18 protein-coding genes and 3 tRNA genes are annotated in these 17,920 nt (G+C 60.3%); 12 read left to right on the top strand and 9 right to left on the bottom strand.

Features of this window, described 5'->3' with window-relative positions:
* Nucleotides 1-14: 14 nt before the first annotated feature.
* From grcA2 to QKD99_RS01915, 4 genes are read left to right on the top strand one after another with little or no spacing between them, the layout of a single operon-like run.
* Entirely contained in the window at nucleotides 15-266 is a 252-nt protein-coding gene (gene grcA2 / locus QKD99_RS01930; protein ID WP_005323969.1) for an autonomous glycyl radical cofactor GrcA2, read from the top strand.
* Nucleotides 267-268: 2 nt separating this feature from the next.
* The gene (gene pflA / locus QKD99_RS01925) at nucleotides 269-1,138 is read left to right on the top strand and encodes a pyruvate formate-lyase-activating protein (protein WP_284816028.1); all 870 of its coding nucleotides are present in this window, start codon (nucleotides 269-271) and stop codon (nucleotides 1,136-1,138) included.
* Between the two features lie 11 nt (nucleotides 1,139-1,149).
* On the top strand, nucleotides 1,150-2,388 hold the full coding sequence (locus tag QKD99_RS01920; protein WP_347950567.1) for an alpha/beta fold hydrolase: 1,239 nt from the start codon (nucleotides 1,150-1,152) through the stop codon (nucleotides 2,386-2,388).
* Nucleotides 2,389-2,447: 59 nt separating this feature from the next.
* Nucleotides 2,448-3,596 (top strand): SPFH domain-containing protein, encoded by a 1,149-nt coding sequence (locus tag QKD99_RS01915; protein WP_239278379.1) that lies wholly within the window; start codon nucleotides 2,448-2,450, stop codon nucleotides 3,594-3,596.
* Between the two features lie 211 nt (nucleotides 3,597-3,807).
* Here the strand turns inward: QKD99_RS01915 and QKD99_RS01910 are convergent, their stop codons facing one another.
* The 3 genes from QKD99_RS01910 to bcp all read right to left on the bottom strand — a co-directional run bounded on the left by QKD99_RS01910 (nucleotide 3,808) and on the right by bcp (nucleotide 5,968).
* Nucleotides 3,808-4,794, bottom strand: a complete 987-nt coding sequence (locus tag QKD99_RS01910; RefSeq protein ID WP_294166167.1) for an HNH endonuclease signature motif containing protein — start codon at nucleotides 4,792-4,794, stop codon at nucleotides 3,808-3,810.
* Nucleotides 4,795-4,870: 76 nt separating this feature from the next.
* Nucleotides 4,871-5,497, bottom strand: a complete 627-nt coding sequence (locus QKD99_RS01905; protein ID WP_284767081.1) for a TetR family transcriptional regulator — start codon at nucleotides 5,495-5,497, stop codon at nucleotides 4,871-4,873.
* A gap of 3 nt (nucleotides 5,498-5,500) precedes the next feature.
* Nucleotides 5,501-5,968 (bottom strand): thioredoxin-dependent thiol peroxidase, encoded by a 468-nt coding sequence (gene bcp / locus QKD99_RS01900; protein ID WP_284768741.1) that lies wholly within the window; start codon nucleotides 5,966-5,968, stop codon nucleotides 5,501-5,503.
* A gap of 96 nt (nucleotides 5,969-6,064) precedes the next feature.
* Here bcp and QKD99_RS01895 point away from each other — a divergent pair, with 96 nt between their 5' ends.
* The 5 genes from QKD99_RS01895 (at nucleotide 6,065) to QKD99_RS01875 (ending at nucleotide 10,732) form a co-directional block, all read left to right on the top strand.
* Nucleotides 6,065-6,343, top strand: a complete 279-nt coding sequence (locus QKD99_RS01895; protein WP_005323988.1) for a DUF3618 domain-containing protein — start codon at nucleotides 6,065-6,067, stop codon at nucleotides 6,341-6,343.
* Between the two features lie 50 nt (nucleotides 6,344-6,393).
* A complete protein-coding gene (locus tag QKD99_RS01890; RefSeq protein ID WP_198491975.1) occupies nucleotides 6,394-7,671 on the top strand; it encodes a glutaminase in 1,278 nt (425 codons plus the stop codon).
* A gap of 90 nt (nucleotides 7,672-7,761) precedes the next feature.
* Entirely contained in the window at nucleotides 7,762-8,925 is a 1,164-nt protein-coding gene (locus tag QKD99_RS01885; RefSeq protein WP_347950566.1) for an ABC transporter substrate-binding protein, read from the top strand.
* A complete protein-coding gene (locus tag QKD99_RS01880; protein WP_250411906.1) occupies nucleotides 8,925-9,980 on the top strand; it encodes an iron ABC transporter permease in 1,056 nt (351 codons plus the stop codon). The genes QKD99_RS01885 and QKD99_RS01880 overlap by 1 nt, the downstream gene beginning before the upstream one ends.
* Complete coding sequence (locus QKD99_RS01875; protein ID WP_347950565.1) at nucleotides 9,971-10,732, top strand: ABC transporter ATP-binding protein; 762 nt, start codon at nucleotides 9,971-9,973, stop codon at nucleotides 10,730-10,732. Before QKD99_RS01880 ends, QKD99_RS01875 begins: the two co-directional genes overlap by 10 nt.
* A gap of 169 nt (nucleotides 10,733-10,901) precedes the next feature.
* On the opposite strand, the gene QKD99_RS01870 is transcribed toward QKD99_RS01875, so the two are convergent.
* Nucleotides 10,902-10,974: transfer RNA gene (locus QKD99_RS01870), tRNA-Lys, on the bottom strand.
* Between the two features lie 167 nt (nucleotides 10,975-11,141).
* Between QKD99_RS01870 and QKD99_RS01865 the strand changes: the two genes are divergently transcribed.
* Entirely contained in the window at nucleotides 11,142-12,416 is a 1,275-nt protein-coding gene (locus QKD99_RS01865) for an Ig-like domain-containing protein (protein ID WP_347950564.1), read from the top strand.
* A gap of 29 nt (nucleotides 12,417-12,445) precedes the next feature.
* Entirely contained in the window at nucleotides 12,446-13,402 is a 957-nt protein-coding gene (locus tag QKD99_RS01860; protein ID WP_347950563.1) for an MsnO8 family LLM class oxidoreductase, read from the top strand.
* Between the two features lie 28 nt (nucleotides 13,403-13,430).
* On the opposite strand, the gene QKD99_RS01855 is transcribed toward QKD99_RS01860, so the two are convergent.
* Nucleotides 13,431-13,506: transfer RNA gene (locus tag QKD99_RS01855), tRNA-His, on the bottom strand.
* 49 nt (nucleotides 13,507-13,555) lie between these two features.
* Entirely contained in the window at nucleotides 13,556-14,203 is a 648-nt protein-coding gene (gene orn / locus QKD99_RS01850) for an oligoribonuclease (RefSeq protein ID WP_250411916.1), read from the bottom strand.
* Between the two features lie 211 nt (nucleotides 14,204-14,414).
* Between orn and QKD99_RS01845 the strand changes: the two genes are divergently transcribed.
* Nucleotides 14,415-15,956 (top strand): alanine/glycine:cation symporter family protein, encoded by a 1,542-nt coding sequence (locus QKD99_RS01845; protein ID WP_347950562.1) that lies wholly within the window; start codon nucleotides 14,415-14,417, stop codon nucleotides 15,954-15,956.
* On the opposite strand, the gene cmrA is transcribed toward QKD99_RS01845, so the two are convergent.
* The 3 genes from cmrA to QKD99_RS01830 form a co-directional block, all read right to left on the bottom strand.
* Nucleotides 15,953-16,753, bottom strand: coding sequence for a mycolate reductase (gene cmrA / locus QKD99_RS01840; protein ID WP_347950561.1), 801 nt, complete (start codon nucleotides 16,751-16,753; stop codon nucleotides 15,953-15,955). The two genes, QKD99_RS01845 and cmrA, sit on opposite strands and share 4 nt — an antisense overlap.
* A gap of 96 nt (nucleotides 16,754-16,849) precedes the next feature.
* A tRNA-Arg gene (locus QKD99_RS01835) sits at nucleotides 16,850-16,923 on the bottom strand.
* Nucleotides 16,924-16,962: 39 nt separating this feature from the next.
* Nucleotides 16,963-17,880 (bottom strand): LysR family transcriptional regulator, encoded by a 918-nt coding sequence (locus QKD99_RS01830; RefSeq protein ID WP_347950560.1) that lies wholly within the window; start codon nucleotides 17,878-17,880, stop codon nucleotides 16,963-16,965.
* Nucleotides 17,881-17,920: the final 40 nt, after the last annotated feature.

Here is a 17,920-nt window from a genome sequence, read left to right as displayed (position 1 = left end):
AAAAGGAGAAAATCATGGCAACCCCAACTTTCGAAGACCGCATGTCAGCAATGAAGGCAAACCGCGATGCACACCAGATGAACTCTGGTCTGTACCACGCAAACATCAACGTGCTGGACAAGTCCACCCTGGAAGATGCCGTTGAGCACCCAGAGAAGTACCCGAACCTGACCGTTCGCGTCTCTGGCTACGCAGTCAACTTCGTTAAGCTGACCAAGGAGCAGCAGCTCGACGTTATCTCCCGCACCTTCCACCAGGGTTCCTAATCATGGCTGATGGCGTTACTGGTGTCGTTACCCTCTCTCCTGAAGAGGGAGAGCGAGTCCGCGGCGCGGCCGCGGGCCTGGGAAACGACGTTCAATTCGATGACATTACCCGCCCCGAACTCATGGAGGCGCGCCGTACCGGCGATATTGCCCTCGTGCACTCTTGGGAGCTCGTGACCGCCGTCGATGGCCCGGGTACCCGCATGACGATGTTCATGTCCGGCTGCCCACTGCGCTGCCAGTATTGCCATAACCCAGACACCTGGGAGATGAAGACCGGCACGCTAGAGCGGGTCGAGGATGTGGTCAAGCGCATTAAGCGTTATAAGCCAATCTTCAACGCTTCCGGTGGCGGTCTCACCATCTCCGGTGGTGAACCCCTCTTCCAACTTTCTTTCACGCGCCGCGTGCTCAAGGAAGTTCACGATGCGGGCATCCACACCACCATCGATACTGCCGGTTATCTCGGTGCGCGTTTGCGTGACGAGGACCTGGATAATATCGACCTCGTGCTTCTCGACGTCAAGTCGGGTGACGAGGAAACCTATCGGAAGGTCACTCAGCGCGAACTCCAGCCCACGCTGGACTTCGGCGACAGGCTGAACAAGATAGGCAAACCGGTGTGGATCCGCTTCGTGGTGGTGCCAGACCTCACGGACTCGCCAGAGAACGTGGAAAATGTGGCCAATATCGTGGCGCGTTGGAAATCCAACGTTGAGCGCGTTGAGGTCCTGCCTTTCCACAATATGGGCAAGGACAAGTGGGATAGCTTGGGCATGAACTACCAGCTAGCTGACACGAAGCCACCAAAGCCGGAGGATGTGGAGAAAATCCGCGACGTCTTCCGCTCGAAGGGCTTGGAAGTCTACTAGCCTGGGAGGACATGACCTCCTATCGCCGCTTCGGCCACACAATTAAAGAGCACCACCTAGAAGTCCCGTGGGATTATTCCAATCCCCACGAGACTTTTGGGCTCTACGCCCGCGAAATAATCCCGCCCGGCGGAGAGGACCTGCCCGCATTGCTCTACCTGCAGGGCGGTCCCGGTTTCCCGGCGCCTCGGCCATTGGCGCCTACGGGGCTGATTGGCAAGGCGCTAGAGCGCTACCGGGTTATCCTCATGGATCAGCGCGGCACCGGCCGCTCGCACCGCATTGATGCGCTTAGCCCGGCGGCTGAGCGCACAGCCAAGCACCTGGCGTTGCTGCGCCAGGACAATATCGTCCGCGATGCCGAGCGCCTGCGCGAGCACCTCGGACTCGAGAAGTGGTCGCTGTTCGGGCAGTCTTTTGGCGGCTTTTGCATCACCGCCTACCTATCCCAGGCGCCCGAGCGCGTCGAGCATGCTTTCTTCACCGGCGGCATCCCCACGTTGAAGGGTGCGGACGAGCTCTATCGCGCTACCTTTAGCAAGCTTAAGGCCCGCCAGCAGCGTTTCTACCGCGAATTCCCGTGGGCACAGGGCCGTATCGAGGAGATCATTTCCCACCTGGACAATTCAGATGAGCGGCTTCCAACTGGCGAGCGCCTGTCCGCGCTGCGCTTTCGTACCATCGGCATCGAGCTCGGCCGCGGCACCGGCTTTGATTCGCTGGCCTATCTGCTGGAAGAGCCTTTCCGCACCGTGGCGGGGGAGAAGCGGTTGCGGGGTGATTTCCTGGCGGACGTCGGCCAGCGCGTGAGCTTTGCGGACGCTCCGTTGTACGCCGCAATACATGAGTCGATTTATGGCGGCGCCGGTGGCCAGGCCGCTACGAACTGGGCGGCGCACCGCGTGCGCGAGGAATTTCCGGAGTTTGCAGAGGCGGGCACCTGGCTGACCGGCGAGCACATTTTCCCCTGGCAGTTCAACGAGGACCCGGCCTTGCACGCGTTTGCCGACGCCGCCCATGACCTCGCCCGCCACGAATTCTCCCCGCCCTACGCGTTGGGCGAGGTGCCGTCTACGGCCGCGGCCATCTACGTCGATGATATTTTCGTCCCGCTCGAGGAGTCCTTGGCTACGGCCGCGCACCTGGGAGATCTGCGGCCGTGGATTAACAATGAATTCCAGCACAACGGCATCCGCGAGGATGGTGCGACCATCTTGGGGAAGCTCTTTTCGCTTATCGACGATCACTAGCATTTCGCTATTTCCTATGCGAAAATATTAGTGATCATCACGACTTTTAGGGAGACTCAATGATTGCCACCATAGTAATAGTCCTTATCCTGCTGATTATCTTGGGAACGCTCTTCGATGGTTATTTCATCGTTCGTACTCGCGAAGCTGCCATTCTGGAGCGCTTGGGCAAATTCCAAAAGGTGGCACATGCTGGCCTGCACTTTAAAATGCCGTGGATAGACCGCGTGCGCGATAAGATTTCGCTGCAGGTGCGGCAGCTGGACGTGATGGTGGAGACCAAGACGAAGGATAATGTCTTCGTGCAAATCCCTGTTGCCGTGCAGTACGAGGTAGTCCAGGGCCGCGAGCGTGAAGCGTACTACATGCTCTCCAATCACGAGCAGCAGATTGTGGCCTACGTCCAGGACAATGTTCGTTCCTCCGTAGCGAATATGAACCTAGATGATTCCTTCTCCTCCAAGGACACCATCGCCCGCAATGTTGCGGCCTCCCTGCGCGACAATATGGCCGAGTATGGCTGGAATTTTGTCAATACCTTGGTCACCGATATCCGCCCTGACTCCCGGGTGCGCGAGTCCATGAACTCCATTAACGCTGCGCAGCGCGAGCGCGAGGCGGCCGTCGCCCAGGCGGAGGCTGAGAAGATCCGCGTGGTGAAGGAGGCCGAAGGCGCAGCCGAAGCGAAGAAGCTGCAGGGTCGCGGCGTTGCCGACCAGCGTAAGGAAATCGTCGAGGGCATTGCCCAGCAGTACGAGATGCTTCGCGACGCCGGCGTGGAAGAATCCCCCGAAGCCCTCATGCTGGTCTCCCAGTACCTCGACGCTATGGTCGACGTTTCCCACAATGGCCAGGCGTCCGTTCTTTATATGCCCTCTAACCCGCAGGGGATGGGCGATCTTTTCAGCGGCATGCGCGACGTGCTCATGGCCAACCGTGCCCTCGACTCCGCCGAGGAGCCGTCGCAACGCCGTCGCCCGCAGCCTAAGAAGCCTTCCCGTGCCGAGGAAATCGAGCGCGAATCTAAGCGTCAGGCCGAACGCGCTAAGCGCGAAGCCATCGCCGCTTCCCAGCGCGCTGAGCAGCAACGCTCCGAGAACCAGCAGGCAGAGCCGCACCCGCAGCAGGGCCAGCACTCCACCGCGCAGCCCCAGGCTGCACGCGAGTACTTCCAGCAGCTGCGCGAGCAACTGAAAAACGAGGACTAGTCCTGAGCATCGATAACCTCTTTGATGCCTATACCGCGCAGCGTGGCATAACCCGCCGCGCGGAGGTGATCCCCGATCACGAGTGTCAGGTCTTCGCCACCGACGACCATCCTGACTCCGACCGTGATGCGTTAAGCGCCGCGCGCGACCTTGTCCACGACGTCCTTGTGGTCGATGACACGCCAAGTAGCGCTACCTCGCAGAGGCAGCGCTAACGAACCCAGCGGACCTTGCCATTGACTCGGGCAAGGCGCCCGCGCAGCGGTGGGGCATTTGGATCATCTTGGTTGACCCCGTTGTGGTAAGGGCAGCACACGGTCAGGTTTTCCATGTTGGTCAACCCACCGTGTTTCCACGCCTTGAGGTGATGGATCTGGGCCTTGTCCGCCGGATGGTTGCACGGTGGCCACGGGCAGGTAGGATTTTCGGCGGCGGCCATCTGTCGCTGTTTCTCGGTGGCGTAGCGCGATGTGCGATATAGGTTGACTGGGCCCTTGACGGGGTGGATAAGGGTGGCTAGGCCGTGCTCGGTGAAGGTGCGCTCAACGAGCTCGGCGCCGGTAATGGTGGCGCCATTGCTAAGGCGTAGCGTGACTTCGTCGCCGTCGCCGTCCAGGATTTGGTCTAGGGCGTTGAGCGGGATGATGACGTTAGTGGTGGTGCGCGCGGAAGGTGCGCCGGTGCCGCGAAGGAGGTCGCGGAGGGAATCGAGTGGGCGGTCGGGGTCGAGCGCGGCGTCGAATTCAGCAAGGAAGGCCGAGGGCGCGGTAATCCGCATAGTCCACGGGCCGTTCGGCCGGCGAAGGAGCTGGACGCCTTCGCGGGGTGGCATGCGGCGCGGGCGAAGTTCGCGCAGGCGCTGCTTGGCGCGGCGGGCGATGTCAGAAGCCGGACCACGCAGGCGGCACAGCTCCACGCGTAGGTTCCACGCCTCACGCTTAGTGCGCACCCGGGAGACGTACTTTTCAATCAGCTTGAGCGTTACGAGGTCGTGGTGTCGGGCAGCCGCGGCTGCGTGGCGTTGCTTGCGGCTGAAGCCGGTCGGGCCGAAGTAGACTGCGGCCAGCGCGCGGAGGTCGCGGGCCTCGACATCCGGCAAGCCCAGCTCGACAAGGGCGCGCTCAGACGCGCCGTGGGCCTCGGCGAGGATGTCCATCGCCGAGGCAATATGGGTGGCATAGGCCTGCAGTGCGTTCATGGTTGCAAATTTAAGCAGAGCCGGTGGGCGAGCCGAGGCGAAGACGTCCGCAGCCTGTGGATAACTTGTTTAAGCGTCAACTGCCCCAGTGGGCCGCAATGGCAAAGAGATACGAAACGAGCATGCGCTTAATCTCTACGACCACGGCGTCAAAGTCGCCTGGGTCGCCCGCAGTTGCGTAATTGAGTTGCGAGACCACACTGTGGATAAGGAAGCCGGCCAGGTCAATGCGTTCGTCATCGCTCATGGACGGCGCGAGTGGGGAGAGGATTTCTGACAAGGGGAAAAGCAGCTGCCGCTCGGTATCTGCGGCCGTCGCGCGGGTGGCGGGGGTGGATTGCACGGCATGCCACACGGCGCGCCGGGAGGGATCGTCGCGCCACATACGCGCCAGGTGATCGATGGTTTCATCCAACACATCGGGCCATTGCACGTCCGGGGCGCGGCGGGAGAAGCGCTCGATTTCGGCCCGGCTGGCGGCCGTGTCTTGGCGGTCGAGCTCGCAGACGAGCACGTATTTATTGGCAAAGTACTGATACAGCGTGCCGATGGGCACCCCGGCGCGGTGGGCGACCTCGTCGACGGTGAAGGATTCAAAGCCGACGTCGACAAGCACGGCGCGTGCGGCCTGCAGAATGCGCTCGAAGCGCTCGCGACTGCGCGCCTGCGCTGGCCGACGCCGCGGTAGCAGAATCTCTCCCACGTGCTAGCTTAGCCCCTTCATCACGCGGGCGACGTGGCCGGTGGCCTTGACGTTGTAGTGCGTTTGGCCGATGGTGCCATCCGGCTCGACCAAGAAGGTGGAGCGGATTACGCCCTGGACGACCTTGCCGTAGTTCTTCTTCTCGCCAAACGCGTCGTAGGCGGTCATGACAGACTTATCCGGATCCGAAAGCAGCGGGAAGTTCAGCTCGTGGTCCGCGCGGAACTTCGCCAGCGCCTCCGGCTTATCTGGCGAGATGCCTACGACGGCAATATTGAGATCGTTGAGCTGTTCCAGGGAATCGCGGAAATCGCAGGCTTCCTTGGTGCAGCCTGGGGTATTGGCGCGGGGGTAGAAGTAGACCAGTACGCGCTGGCCTGCGTAATCGGCGAGGGAAACGGTGTTTCCGGCGTCGTCGGCAAGCGCAAAGGCAGGGGCGGTATCTCCAACGTTCAAACGGTTTTCAGTCATAGTTTCCACCTTACTTACCGCCCGGGCTGCACGCTTTTGGGCCGGCGGGGTAGAATGACCCCGTTAAGAGCGAACCTAAGTTAAGAGGAGAACTTCGTGGCACGCAATATTGAAGACATTCAGCGCGATATCGAGCGCACCCGCCGCCAGCTGGCCGGCACCCTGGACGAGCTGGCACAGCGCAGCAAGCCGCAGAACTTTGCCAACGAGGCTAAGACCGCGGCTACCGATAAGCTGCAGGACCGCAACGTGCAGATGGCCTTGGGCGGCGTCGGCGCCGCTGTGGTTGGACTGATTGCTTTCTCGGTCTTCCGCTCTCGCCGCCGCAAGAGCGACCTGAAGGAGCTGCAGCGCCTGCTGTCCGAGCGCCACTAATTGTGAAGTCCCCGCACACCGCGGGGACTTTTTTCGTAGGCTGGGTTGGGATGAAGACACCAATCCCTTTTTATTTGCAGGAAATCCTCACCAAGGTGCGCGATAATCGCGACGGTGCCGTGGCGGATTATATTCCGGAGCTGGCCAAGGCAGAGCCCGAGTATCTCGGCGCCGCGATGTGCACCACCACCGGCCACGTCTACTCTGCGGGCGATGATGAGGTGGAATTTACCCTGCAATCCTTGTCCAAGCCTTTTGTTTATGCGCTGGCTCTCCAGGAGCTTGGTCTTTCCGCGGTGCGCGAGATTGTGGGTATGGAGCCTTCGGGCGAGGCTTTCAACGAGCTTTCGCTCAACCGCGATGATCACCGGCCGGTCAACCCCATGATTAATGCGGGCGCGATTGCGGTCACGCAGCTGATTAATGGCGTGGATTCGGAGCCTGCCGCGCGCGTGGAGCGTCTGCGCACCTATTTCTCGCGGCTGGCGGGGCGCGATTTGCTTATCGACGACGCCATGCGCTCCTCCGAGCTCGATGTCAGCGAACGCAACCTCTCGCTGGCGCACATGTTGCGCAACTACGACATCATCCAGGACGAGGCGCACGATGCGGTGTCAACGTATGTTGAGCAGTGCTCGATTGTGGTGACGGTACGGGACTTGGCCGTGATGTCGGCAACGTTGGCGAACGGTGGCGTGCAGCCGGTGACGGGCGACAAAATTTTGGACGCGGACGTGTGCCGGTTGACGCTATCGGTGATGAGCTCGGCCGGCATGTATGACGGCGCCGGCCGTTGGATGGCCGAGGTGGGTATCCCGGCGAAGTCGGGCGTCTCGGGTGGCCTGCTGGGCACGCTGCCGGGCCAGTTGGGCGTGGCGACATTCTCGCCGCGGCTGAACAAGGAAGGCAACTCAGTGCGCGGGGTGGATGCGTTCAAGCTGCTGTCGAAGGACATGGGTCTGCACCTGATGTCTACAGACGAGCGCTATGGCGTGAACCCAGTGCGCAAGGTGGAGCAGGATGCGGAGCTGACCGTGATCTACCTGCAGGGCCTAATCAACTTCAACGCGGCCGAGACCATCTTGTACGAGTTGATGGAGTCGGATTTTGGCGAGGGCACGGTGGTGCTCGAGCTATCGCATATTACGGGCACGAACCGCATGGGCCGGCGCATGCTGAAGGAGGGGCTACGCCGAATCCGCGAGTCTGGCTTCGATATCGCCATCGTGGATCCGGATGGAGAGCTGGAAGATCGCACCATGTCGGACGGAACCGAGGTGCCCAAGGGCGAGCCGGAAGACTACGCGATCAACGGCGAACCCGTTTAGGTTTGGGTTACCTTACCTAGTCAGGTTAGGATGTCCTATGTAAGGCCCTTCGCGTTAGCCGCGAGGGCATCCAACGATCAAGGACTGAAAATGGCTCATACTCCCCTTAAAGTGATGGCGGTTGTGGCGGCGTCGGCAATGGCGCTGGTCGGCTGCGGTGCGGCCGAGGAAGTAACTGGCGGCTCCAGCGGCGATGCTGAGTTCTCCTTCACCGATATCATCGGCCGTGACGTGGAACTGGATAAGGCTCCCGATCGCGTGATTTTGGGCGAGGGCCGATCGCTTTTTGCTACCGGCGTTCTTAATACCGATAATCCGCTGGACAAGGTCGTCGGCATTGGCACGGATCTTAAACAGACCGTGCCGGATTACTACGCGGCGCTGGAAAAGGAACTGCCGTCCGTAAACGAGGTTCCAGAGATCGGCGGCTTTGCCAAGGGCGATGTCACCGTAGAAAAACTCGTGAGCCTAGACCCGGACCTCATTGTGCTCTCGCTGGATCAATACGATGCCTCCCGCGAAGCTGGCCTGACCGACAAGATGGATCAGGCTGGCTTGAAGTATGCGGTCACCGACTTCCGCCGCGACCCGCTGGAGAGTACGCCTAAGACTATGGACATCTTCGGTGAGATCTTTGGCCAAGAGGACCGCGCTGAGGAATTCAACGCGGATTGGCAAAAGACGGTGGATCTGGTTGAGGACCGCGCGAAGCAGGTAAAGGACAAGCCAAGGGCCTTCGTCTGGCGATCGGCCGGTGTGTCCGATTGCTGCGGCTCCTGGAACGATTCCAATATCTCCCAGCTGGTCAACGCGGCCGGCGGCGAGAATATTGCGGATGAAATCATCCCGGGCGAATCCGGCACTATCACCCCGGAGAAGGTTTTGGAATCTGACCCGGACATGGTTATTGCCACCGGTGGCGATTGGTCTGAGATGAAGGACGATGAAGGCCACCCTGTCGGATACGCTGCAGTGGGTTACGGCATTGATGAAAAGGAAGCCAAGGGCAGCATTGCGAAGCTTCCGGAGAAGCAAGCCGGCTTCGATAAGCTGCGTGCGGTCAAGGAACACCACTTCCACAGCATGTGGCACCAATTCTATAATTCGCCGTTTAATTACCTAGCGCTGCTGCAGATCGCGGAGTGGATTGACCCGGAGGCGTATGCCGATGTGGACGTCGCCAAGCAGTGGATGGATGCGCAAGAAAAGTACTCGCCGGTTTCCGGCGAGGGAACCTTCTTTAGCACCAACTAATGGAGGGCGCAGAGGTAGCCGCGCTGGCGCGGCAGCACAAGAAGTTAACGTGGCAACGCATCGGCATTGTTGCGGGCCTGACCCTGATCGCAGCCGTGGCTTTTATTATCAGCAACTTCGTGGGTGCGATCGATATCAGCCCGGGCGAGGTTATGAAGGGCATAGTCAATCCCGCGGGGCTGGATGACCAGACGCGCACGGTGCTATGGCAGCTGCGCCTGCCTATGGCCGTGATGGCCGTGCTCATTGGCATGGCGCTGTCTATGGCTGGCGCGGAGATGCAGACCATCCTTAATAACCCGCTAGCCGAGCCCTTCACGCTGGGCATTTCGGCGGCCGCCGCGTTTGGCGGCGCCAGCTCCATCGTGCTCAAATGGCAGCTGATTGCGCAGCCGCAGTTCAATCTCGCGTTGGTGGCGTGGCTTTCGGCCGCGGTAGCCACTGCGATCATCGTGATTGCGGCCGTTATTCGCGGCGCTAAGGCGGAAACTATGGTGCTGCTGGGCATCGGCCTGGTGTTCTTCTTCCAAGCCATGCTGGCGCTTATCCAATACCGGTCTTCGGCCGAGGCGCTGCAGCAGATTGTCTATTGGTCCATGGGTTCTCTGACTCGCGCCAACTGGGCGGCCAATGGCGTGCTGGCGGCCGTGCTCATTATCGCCCTGCCTATCCTGTGGGTGCTGGGCTGGCGCCTGACGGCCTTGCGGCTTGGCGACGCCCGCGCTACCGCCATGGGCATCAATACCTCGCGCCTGCGCGTAGTGGTGCTTATCGTGGTCTCGCTGGTCGCGGCGACGACCGTGGCCTTCGCAGGCATCATCGGCTTCATTGGCTTGGTGGGCCCGCACATCGCCCGCATGCTGGTAGGCGAGGACCAGCGTTACTTCCTGCCGGCCTCCATGGCGGCGGGTGCTGCCGTGATGTGTGCAGCGCATGCGGTGAGCCTGATGATTAAGCCGGGCCTGGCCATTCCCATTGGTATCGTTACTTCGCTTCTGGGCGTGCCATTCTTCATTGCCATCGTTATGACCCGAAGGAGGGCACTGTGGACGTAGAACTGACTATTTCCGGGCTGAGTGCGGCCTATGGCAAACACTGCGTGCTGGAGTCCGTGGATGTGGAAAAACTCCACGGCGGGCAGCTGGTGGGATTGTTGGGGCCGAATGCCTCCGGCAAGACCACGCTCATTAAGTCCCTGGCCGGCGTGCACCGCGGCTGCGACGGAGACGTGGATTTCCGCGTCGATGGCACGGCCCCGCGCGGCAAGCGCCGCCGGCAGCTCATCGGCTACGTGCCGCAGGATCTCACGAGCACGGCCGCGCTGCGGGCGTTTGAAGCCGTGCTGATCTCTGCGCGCCGTGAAGCCTGCGAGGACCCGATTACGCGCACCGGTGAGGTGCTGCACTCGCTGGGGCTGGACGCGATTGCCTCGCGCTACCTCAACGAGCTTTCCGGCGGCCAGCGCCAGCTGGTGGCGGTGGCGCAGATGTTGGTGGGCAACCCAGGCCTGATGCTTCTCGACGAACCTACCTCCGCCCTCGACCTCCATCACCAGATCTTTGTCTTGGATGAGGTCCGTGCCAAAGCGCAGCGCGATGGCAGCCTGGGACTTGTGGCCATCCATGACATCAACCTGGCCGCGCGCATGTGTGACCAGCTGGTGGTGCTTAAAAAGGGTCATATTCGCGCTCAAGGTAGGCCTGCGGACGTTCTCACGGGGGAGCTCGTGGAGGGCGTGTATGGGGTAGAGGCGGACGTCGTCCAGCATGGCGGCGCTCCACTCATTGCCCCGTTGCGGGTGAGATAGCACAGGGCCGGGTAATCACCCGGCCCTGTTTTAGTGGTGAGCCATCAGGCGTCTGGTTTCTTGGCGCTGTGAGCACATAAGTCATGCGCAGCGCGGTGACAGGGACTGGCTCGTAAAAAGAAAAATCTCGAGGTATCGTTCTAAGAACAACGCCTCGAGATTTATATTGTGCGCCATCAGGGAATCGAACCCCGAACCCACTGATTAAGAGTCAGTTGCTCTGCCAATTGAGCTAATGGCGCATTGTTGACTTCCTGCCGTGTGGCTCTCTGTGCAACGAGTAGATACTCTAGCAGCCATTCTTTAAAAGTGTAAAATCGCCTGGTCAAAGCGGTTTTTGAAGGGTGTATAACAAATTGGTTAATGCCTGAAGTGGCTTCTGGTAATTGGCGAAGGGAGACGCTAATCTATGTTGGTCTTTGAAAGCAGCAATTACGTGTCTAAGGGCAACTCAGTGAAAAATTCCCTCCCTATCGCGCGCCGTCTCGTAGCGGCCGCAGGCGTTGCGTGCATTTCCCTAGCCGCCGCCTCCTGCTCCTCTGATTCCTCAGCCGAGAATCAGGCTGCCGACCAAGAATCCACCGCCGCCGCACATGCGGATGGAGACAGGGACGGCGGCAAAGAGTCCGAGAAAAAGAAAGGCGGCCTTGTAGCCTCCGTAAAGGACGGGGCGACGGATGTAGATCCGTCCAAGCCAGTCACCGTGGAGACCACGGGCAAGCTCAAGAGCGTCACCATGACCAATGAAATGGGCGTGGAAGTTAAAGAAAAGCTCTCCAAGGATGCCAAGACGTGGTCTACGGCGGAGGACCTGGGCTATAACCACACCTATTCCATCGTGGCCTCCGATGTAGATGGCAACAAGAAGAACCTCAGTTTTTCCACTCCGCAAGCAGCGGGTGTTGCCGAAGTCTCGCTTTCCCCTATCCCGGATTCTGAAGTCGGCGTCGGTCAGGTTATTGGGGTGAATTTCGGTGTGCCAATTACGGACCGGAAGGCGGCTGAAAAGACCATTACTGTGAGCACTAACCCCAAGGTGGAAGGTGCTTTCCACTGGGTCAATAACCAGGAGGTGCGCTGGCGTCCGAAGGATTACTGGGAGCCGGGCACTAAGGTTGAAGTAAAAGTGGACCAGTATGGCAAGGACCTAGGTGGGGGAATCTATGGCGGTGAAAACGCCAAGACGAATTTCACCATCGGTGACCGCACGGTGGCCATTATTGATAACGTCACCAAGACGATGAAGGTCTTTAAGAATAAGAAGTTCTTGCGTGCCATCCCGGTCTCGCTTGGCCGCGATTATCAGTACGATACGCCCAATGGCCGCTACGTTATCGGCGATGAGCACCCGCAGCTAGTCATGGACTCGGAGACCTTCGGCCTAGCCCATGACGCTGGCGGCTACCGCACGACTGTGGACTGGGCTACCCAAATGTCTTATTCCGGCATCTATGTCCACTCCGCTCCGTGGTCCGTGTGGGCACAGGGAAATACCAATACGTCCCACGGTTGCGTCAATGTGACGCCGGAGGCTGCGCAGTGGTTCCAGGAGACGATGAAGCGTGGCGACGTGGTGCGGGTATTCAACTCCTACGGCGAGACGCTTAATGCGTTGGACGGTCTCGGTGACTGGAATATGTCCTGGGATGAGTGGTCGAAAGGTAACGCGGACGCTAATCAGTAGCGCCTGACGTCCGCACAAGGCACAAGCGCATGGCTACAGTGGTGGCCATGCGCTTTTCTGTTTTGGACCGCGGAGCAGCCGGCCCACTGGATCAGGTGGCCGAACACGCCCGGCACGTAGAGAAGTTAGGGTTTCAGCGCTTTCTAGTGGCCGAACATCACGGTGTGCCGGGAATACCAGCGGGTCAGCCGGGGATGCTCGCGGCGCACGTTGCGGCCCAGACGCAGCGCATTCGGGTGGGGACGGCCGGCATTATGTTGCTCAATCACCCGCCGTTTCTGGTGGCCGAGCAGATTAATTTCCTCGAGGCGCTGTATCCCGGGCGCATTGATATAGGGATTGGCTCCTCCGTCGGGTTTACCGCGCCGGTGCGAAAGGCGCTGCGCCAGGGGGAGCCGGCCGAGGTGAAACAGCGCTTCGAGGCGGAGCTAGCCACACTCTTGCGCTACCTGCGCGGCGAAGAGGCGGTGACGGTCAGGCCTGAGTATAGGGGCACCCCGCTCTATGTTTTGGCGGGCTTTCGCTCGGCAATGGTGGCGGCAAAGTTGGGGCTTGGTGTCATTCTGGGCGGTCCTGTAGCCACGCAGGAGGCCGCTGCGCGAGTGTATCGCGAACATGCGCTTGCCGACGCCCCGCCCATTATCTCTTCGCTCAATATCGCCGTTGCCGAGACGTCCGCGGCCGCCCGTGATCTCTTGTTGCCGGAAGCCTATGCGAAGGTGCGAGCGCAATCGACCGGCGAGTTCGCGACCTTGCGGCCAGCGGGCGAGCTGGACATGGATGCCCCCACGGGGCAGCAGCGCCGGCGCATAGAGGAGGCGTTGGCCCATGACGTATGGGGAACGGTGGAGGAAGTGAGGGAGGAACTAAGGGGCGTCGGCAAGCGGCTAGGCGTTAGTGAGTTTGTGGTCACCGGAGATATGCCAGATGTTGCTGGTCGGGCTCGTTCGGAGGAGCTGCTGGCGAGCCTGCAGGTAGAAAACTGAAAAAGCCCGAGCGCAAGGCTCGGGCACTTGGGGTGGCTGACGGGACTCGAACCCGCGACACCCAGGATCACAACCTGGTGCTCTACCAGCTGAACTACAGCCACCATCGCTGCGTGAAAGCAACGAGATATAGGTTAACTCACGCCGCCTAAATTACAAAAACGCCTGGTAATCTGCGGTGGTTTCGGCCTTGATCTCCTCCGCCTCGGGAGAGGTGGGGCCCTCGTCGGTGCGGAAGACGCTGCGGCGGTAGAAGTCCAACTCGCGGATGGATTCGATGATGTCCTGTAGTGCGCGGTGGGCCATGCCCTTATCGGGCTGGTTGAAGTAAGCGCGCGGGTGCCATCGGCGAGCAAGCTCCTTGATGGTGGAGACGTCGATCATGCGGTAGTGCAGGGCGCTGTCGAGCCGCGGCATATAAGCGCGGATGAAGGTGCGATCCGTGGCGATGGAATTGCCGGCTAGGGGAGCGGGGTGCTCGGGATCGCAATGCTCATTGATGAGCGCGAGTACGGCATCCTCGGCTTCTCCGATGGAGGTGGTGGACTCGCGGATTTCCTTATCCAGCCCGGACTTAGCGTGCATCTGCGTGACAAAGGAATCCATCTGTGCCAGCTCATCCTCGGTGGCGTGGACGACGAGGTCGATGCCTTCGCCCAGGATGTTGAGGTTGCCATCGGTGATGACGGCAGCGACCTCAACAATGACGTGGCGCTCGGGATCGAGGCCCGTCATCTCCAAATCGATCCAGACGAGGCGGTCGTGTTTTGCGGCTATCTCGGAATGTGGCATGCGGCCCATTCTACTCCCGCGTGCTTTTACCCCTGTATGGGGTACGAACCGGGCTGCCCTGGAGGGGCGATTGCTACTGGACAACGCAACCTTTTAGAAAGTGTGGCACTGTGCTGCATAAAATTAATCGGTGATTTGCCTCACTCGGATATGTGAGTTAGGGCATACTCTGGTTAATCGCTCTTCATTCGGGAGGCGCGACAGACTTAGGAGAGACCAGATGGCAAACTTTCTCGATGCCCTCAATACCGCAATTTGGTCCCCCGTCTTGGTGTTTTTATGCCTCGGCGCGGGTATTTATTTCACCGTGGTGACACGCGGCCTGCAGGTGCGCTGCATCCCGGACATGCTCAAGCAGATAGTTAACGGAGAAAAGTCCGCAGATGGCGTTTCTTCCTTCCAATCCTTGATGGTCTCGCTCTCCGGCCGCGTGGGCGTGGGCAATATCGCCGGCGTGGCCACAGCCATCGCCTTTGGTGGGCCAGGCGCCGTGTTTTGGATGTGGGCAGTGGCGCTTTTGGGCTCGTCCACCTCGTTCATCGAATGTACGTTGGCTCAGATTTACAAGGAAAAGGATCAGGACACCGGTGAGTACCGCGGAGGGCCCGCGTACTACATCGAAAAGGCCTACAAGCACACTAAGGCCGCGCCTTTCATGGTGGTCTATGGCATCGTGTTTGCCGTCGCCATGATCTTGGCTACCAGCTACTTCTTGCCTGCCATCCAGGCCAATGCGGTGGCCGCTGCGGCCGATACCGCGTGGGGAATCAACTCCACCTGGGCGGCCGTCGTCCTCGCAGGCATCCTGGCCATCATCATTATTGGTGGCGTCAAGCGTATTGCGAACTTCGCCACCATTGTCGTGCCCTTTATGGCGCTCATTTATATCGTGATTTCCGTGGTGGTCATGTGCATGAACTTCTCCCAGATTCCGGAGGTCTTTGGGCTCATCTTCAAGTCCGCATTCAATATGGAAGCCGGATTCTCCGGCATGTTGGGCGCGGCCATCATGTGGGGTGTTAAGCGCGGCATCTACTCCAATGAGGCCGGCCAGGGTACCGGCCCGCAGTCCGCTGCGGCCGCCGAGGTTTCCCACCCCGCTAAGCAGGGCTTCGTGCAGTCTTTCGCGGTGTACGTTGATACGCTTTTTGTCTGCTCGGCCACCGCGTTCATGATTATTTCTACGGATATGTACACCGTCTTCCGTGGCAGCTCCGAGGACGGCGAAGTGGTCTACAACGGCTCGCTTCCTGGTGGCGTCGAGGTCGGCCCCGGCTACGTGCAGTCCGGCCTCGATAGCGTCTTTGCCGGTTGGGGCCCAACCTTCATTGCCGTCTCCATTGCCTTCTTCGCCTTTACGACGGTCCTGGCGTACTACTACATGTCCGAGGTGAACTTGACCTACTTCAACCGCTGGGTCCGCTCCCGCACGGCCCGCCGTGGCCTGATTTGGGTGCTGCGCGCGCTGATTATTGTTTCCGTCGTGGTTGGCGCCACCACCACTCCGGGTGCGGCGTGGGCGCTGGGCGATATCGGTGTCGGCACGACGGCATGGCTCAATATCATCGCCATCCTCTTCCTGCAGGTTCCTGCCATCAAGGCACTCAAGGACTACGAAAAGCAGAAGAAGGCCGGCAAGGATCCGCAGTTCGACCCAGAAGCTGTGGGCATTAAGAACGCGGACTTCTGGGTCGAGCGCAAACGAGCACGCGGCGAGGGCAGCGTGCTCAAAGACAAGGACTTAGAAGGCGCCGGGGCCTAGCCCATCTTGGCGTAGAAGCTGCCTACCAGCGGTGCAATCACCGGGGTGGGCAGCACCTGGCTGAGGGTATTCATCGCCTTAGACAGCGGGCCGGGCACCACGCGGCGCTGATTGCGGCGCATGGCCTCGATGGTTTCTTGGGAGCACGACTCGTAGGTGGTCCACAAAAAGTCCGGGACCACCTTGTCCACGATCGACTGGTCTTCCTCTGCGATGGTGGCCTCGCGCACGGGGCCGGGGGCGAGCAGGGTGCACGAGACGCCGGAGCCCTTCAGCTCGTAGTGCAGGGCCTCCGTAAACGCATTGACGCCCGCCTTGGTGAAAACGTAGGTGGCGTTATTAGGGATGGGGATATTGCCCGCGGCAGAGCCGACATTACAGATAGCGCCGCTGCGGCGAGGCAGCATCTGTTCCAAGGCGGCTCGCGTGAGGTGGTGGACGGCAGTTCCGTTGAGCTCGAACTGTGTCGTCTCGTACGACCAGTCTTGGTCCATGAAGGGGCCGAAGCTGGCGATGCCGGCGGAGTTGACCAGGATCGACACCTCGCGGGTGGCGATGGTCTCGGCCACGCGGGCGACGTCGTCAGCCACCGCTAGATCCGCCGGCAGGGCAATGGCCTCGATACTATGGCGCTGTTCGAGCTCGGCGGCGATGGACTCCAGGAGCTCGCGGCGTCGGGCCACAAGGATAACGTTATAGCCTAGGGCTGCGAAATCTTGCACCATGGCCTTGCCAATGCCTTGGCTGGCGCCCGTAACGAGGGCGTAGGACGTTCGGGAAGGAGCGGGAAGTGACATGGTTAAGCCTTTCCGGAGTGGGGGCATGGTGAGTCCTAGCGTAAACAAAAAGCCCTGAAGCGGCGAGAAACTCGGCGCCTCAAGGCTTTCGCGCGGTGCCCCCAGCAGGATTCGAACCCGCGACACATGGGGTAGAAACCCACTGCTCTAATCCACTGAGCTATGGGGGCTTACAACGCACTTATAGTAGCCCACGAGGGCGGCGAAACCTAAGCCAGGGTGCGCTGCGGCGAGCGCAGGATGTCCACCAACTCTTGGGCGGCTGCGGTCAGCTCGCGATCCGTGCGGTAGGCCACGATGGCGTAGTAGCGGGGTAGGTCATCAGCAATCGGGCGGGTGATGATGCCGTGTGGCTGCACAGCGGGTGCGCAATTGGGCACGATGCTGACGCCGAGGCCACTGGAGACCATGGGAATTGCGCTATTGAGGCTGGCGACTTCCTGGGTCTTTTCCGGCTTGAGGCCCGGGCGGCTATTCCATAGGTCTTGATAGAACTCGGCTAGTTCAGGAAGTTCGCGGCTGCGCGGTGGGACAAGCCATGTTTCCTTCTTCAGGTCAGCGAGGGAGACGGGGGGTTCCAACTCGGCGAGGCGCTGGGGAAGGGCGACGGAGTAATCGAACGTGGCCACCTGGTGGACGGTGAGCTCGGGGGAGTGGCGGCGAATGAAGGCCTTCGGATCGGACGTCGGCAAGAGCGCTAGGTCCACCTGGCCATCCAGTAGGTGCTTGATAGCGGTAGCCGGCTCGGCGTCATCCAGCGAGATATTGGCGGTGGGGTAAATCCGCTTGAGCTCAGCGAGGGCGGCAGGGGTAAATTCCCAGTTCAAAATGGCGCCGGAGGCGAGGGATACGGTGCTGGCCTTGTCGCCGGTGATTTCGCTGATATGGCGCTGGGTTTCGCTCAACAACGCATCAACCTTGACGGCCGTTTCGTAGACATAATCGCCAGCCTCAGTGGTGGAGACACCGGAGCGACCGCGTGAAAGTAGCTGAGCGTTTAGCTCCTTTTCTAGCTTCCGGATGGAAAGGCTCAGAGATGGCTGGGTCATATCGAGGGATTCGGCAGCGTGCGTGAAGGAGCCATGGTCTACAACGGCGCGAAAATAAAGAAGTTGACGGGTGTCCATAAGGTCCATGATGGCACATGTAAAGACAAAATGGGTGTTA

Source organism: Corynebacterium sp. c3Ub_189 (genome assembly GCF_039907195.1).
Taxonomy (GTDB): domain Bacteria; phylum Actinomycetota; class Actinomycetes; order Mycobacteriales; family Mycobacteriaceae; genus Corynebacterium.
This window is presented reverse-complemented; position numbering and strand designations above follow the sequence as displayed.

Excerpts from the sequence above, each read along its gene's own strand:
- QKD99_RS01885 (WP_347950566.1), top strand. The coding sequence starts at position 7,762 with ATGGCTCATACTCCCCTTAAAGTGATGGCGGTTGTGGCGGCGTCGGCA.
- QKD99_RS01920 (WP_347950567.1), top strand. The coding sequence starts at position 1,150 with ATGACCTCCTATCGCCGCTTCGGCCACACAATTAAAGAGCACCACCTA.
- QKD99_RS01830 (WP_347950560.1), bottom strand. The coding sequence starts at position 17,880 with ATGGACACCCGTCAACTTCTTTATTTTCGCGCCGTTGTAGACCATGGC.
- pflA (WP_284816028.1), top strand. The coding sequence starts at position 269 with ATGGCTGATGGCGTTACTGGTGTCGTTACCCTCTCTCCTGAAGAGGGA.
- bcp (WP_284768741.1), bottom strand. The coding sequence starts at position 5,968 with ATGACTGAAAACCGTTTGAACGTTGGAGATACCGCCCCTGCCTTTGCG.
- QKD99_RS01865 (WP_347950564.1), top strand. The coding sequence starts at position 11,142 with ATGTTGGTCTTTGAAAGCAGCAATTACGTGTCTAAGGGCAACTCAGTG.
- QKD99_RS01880 (WP_250411906.1), top strand. The coding sequence starts at position 8,925 with ATGGAGGGCGCAGAGGTAGCCGCGCTGGCGCGGCAGCACAAGAAGTTA.
- QKD99_RS01845 (WP_347950562.1), top strand. The coding sequence starts at position 14,415 with ATGGCAAACTTTCTCGATGCCCTCAATACCGCAATTTGGTCCCCCGTC.
- grcA2 (WP_005323969.1), top strand. The coding sequence starts at position 15 with ATGGCAACCCCAACTTTCGAAGACCGCATGTCAGCAATGAAGGCAAAC.
- QKD99_RS01860 (WP_347950563.1), top strand. The coding sequence starts at position 12,446 with ATGGCTACAGTGGTGGCCATGCGCTTTTCTGTTTTGGACCGCGGAGCA.
- QKD99_RS01910 (WP_294166167.1), bottom strand. The coding sequence starts at position 4,794 with ATGAACGCACTGCAGGCCTATGCCACCCATATTGCCTCGGCGATGGAC.
- cmrA (WP_347950561.1), bottom strand. The coding sequence starts at position 16,753 with ATGTCACTTCCCGCTCCTTCCCGAACGTCCTACGCCCTCGTTACGGGC.
- QKD99_RS01890 (WP_198491975.1), top strand. The coding sequence starts at position 6,394 with ATGAAGACACCAATCCCTTTTTATTTGCAGGAAATCCTCACCAAGGTG.
- orn (WP_250411916.1), bottom strand. The coding sequence starts at position 14,203 with ATGGGCCGCATGCCACATTCCGAGATAGCCGCAAAACACGACCGCCTC.
- QKD99_RS01915 (WP_239278379.1), top strand. The coding sequence starts at position 2,448 with ATGATTGCCACCATAGTAATAGTCCTTATCCTGCTGATTATCTTGGGA.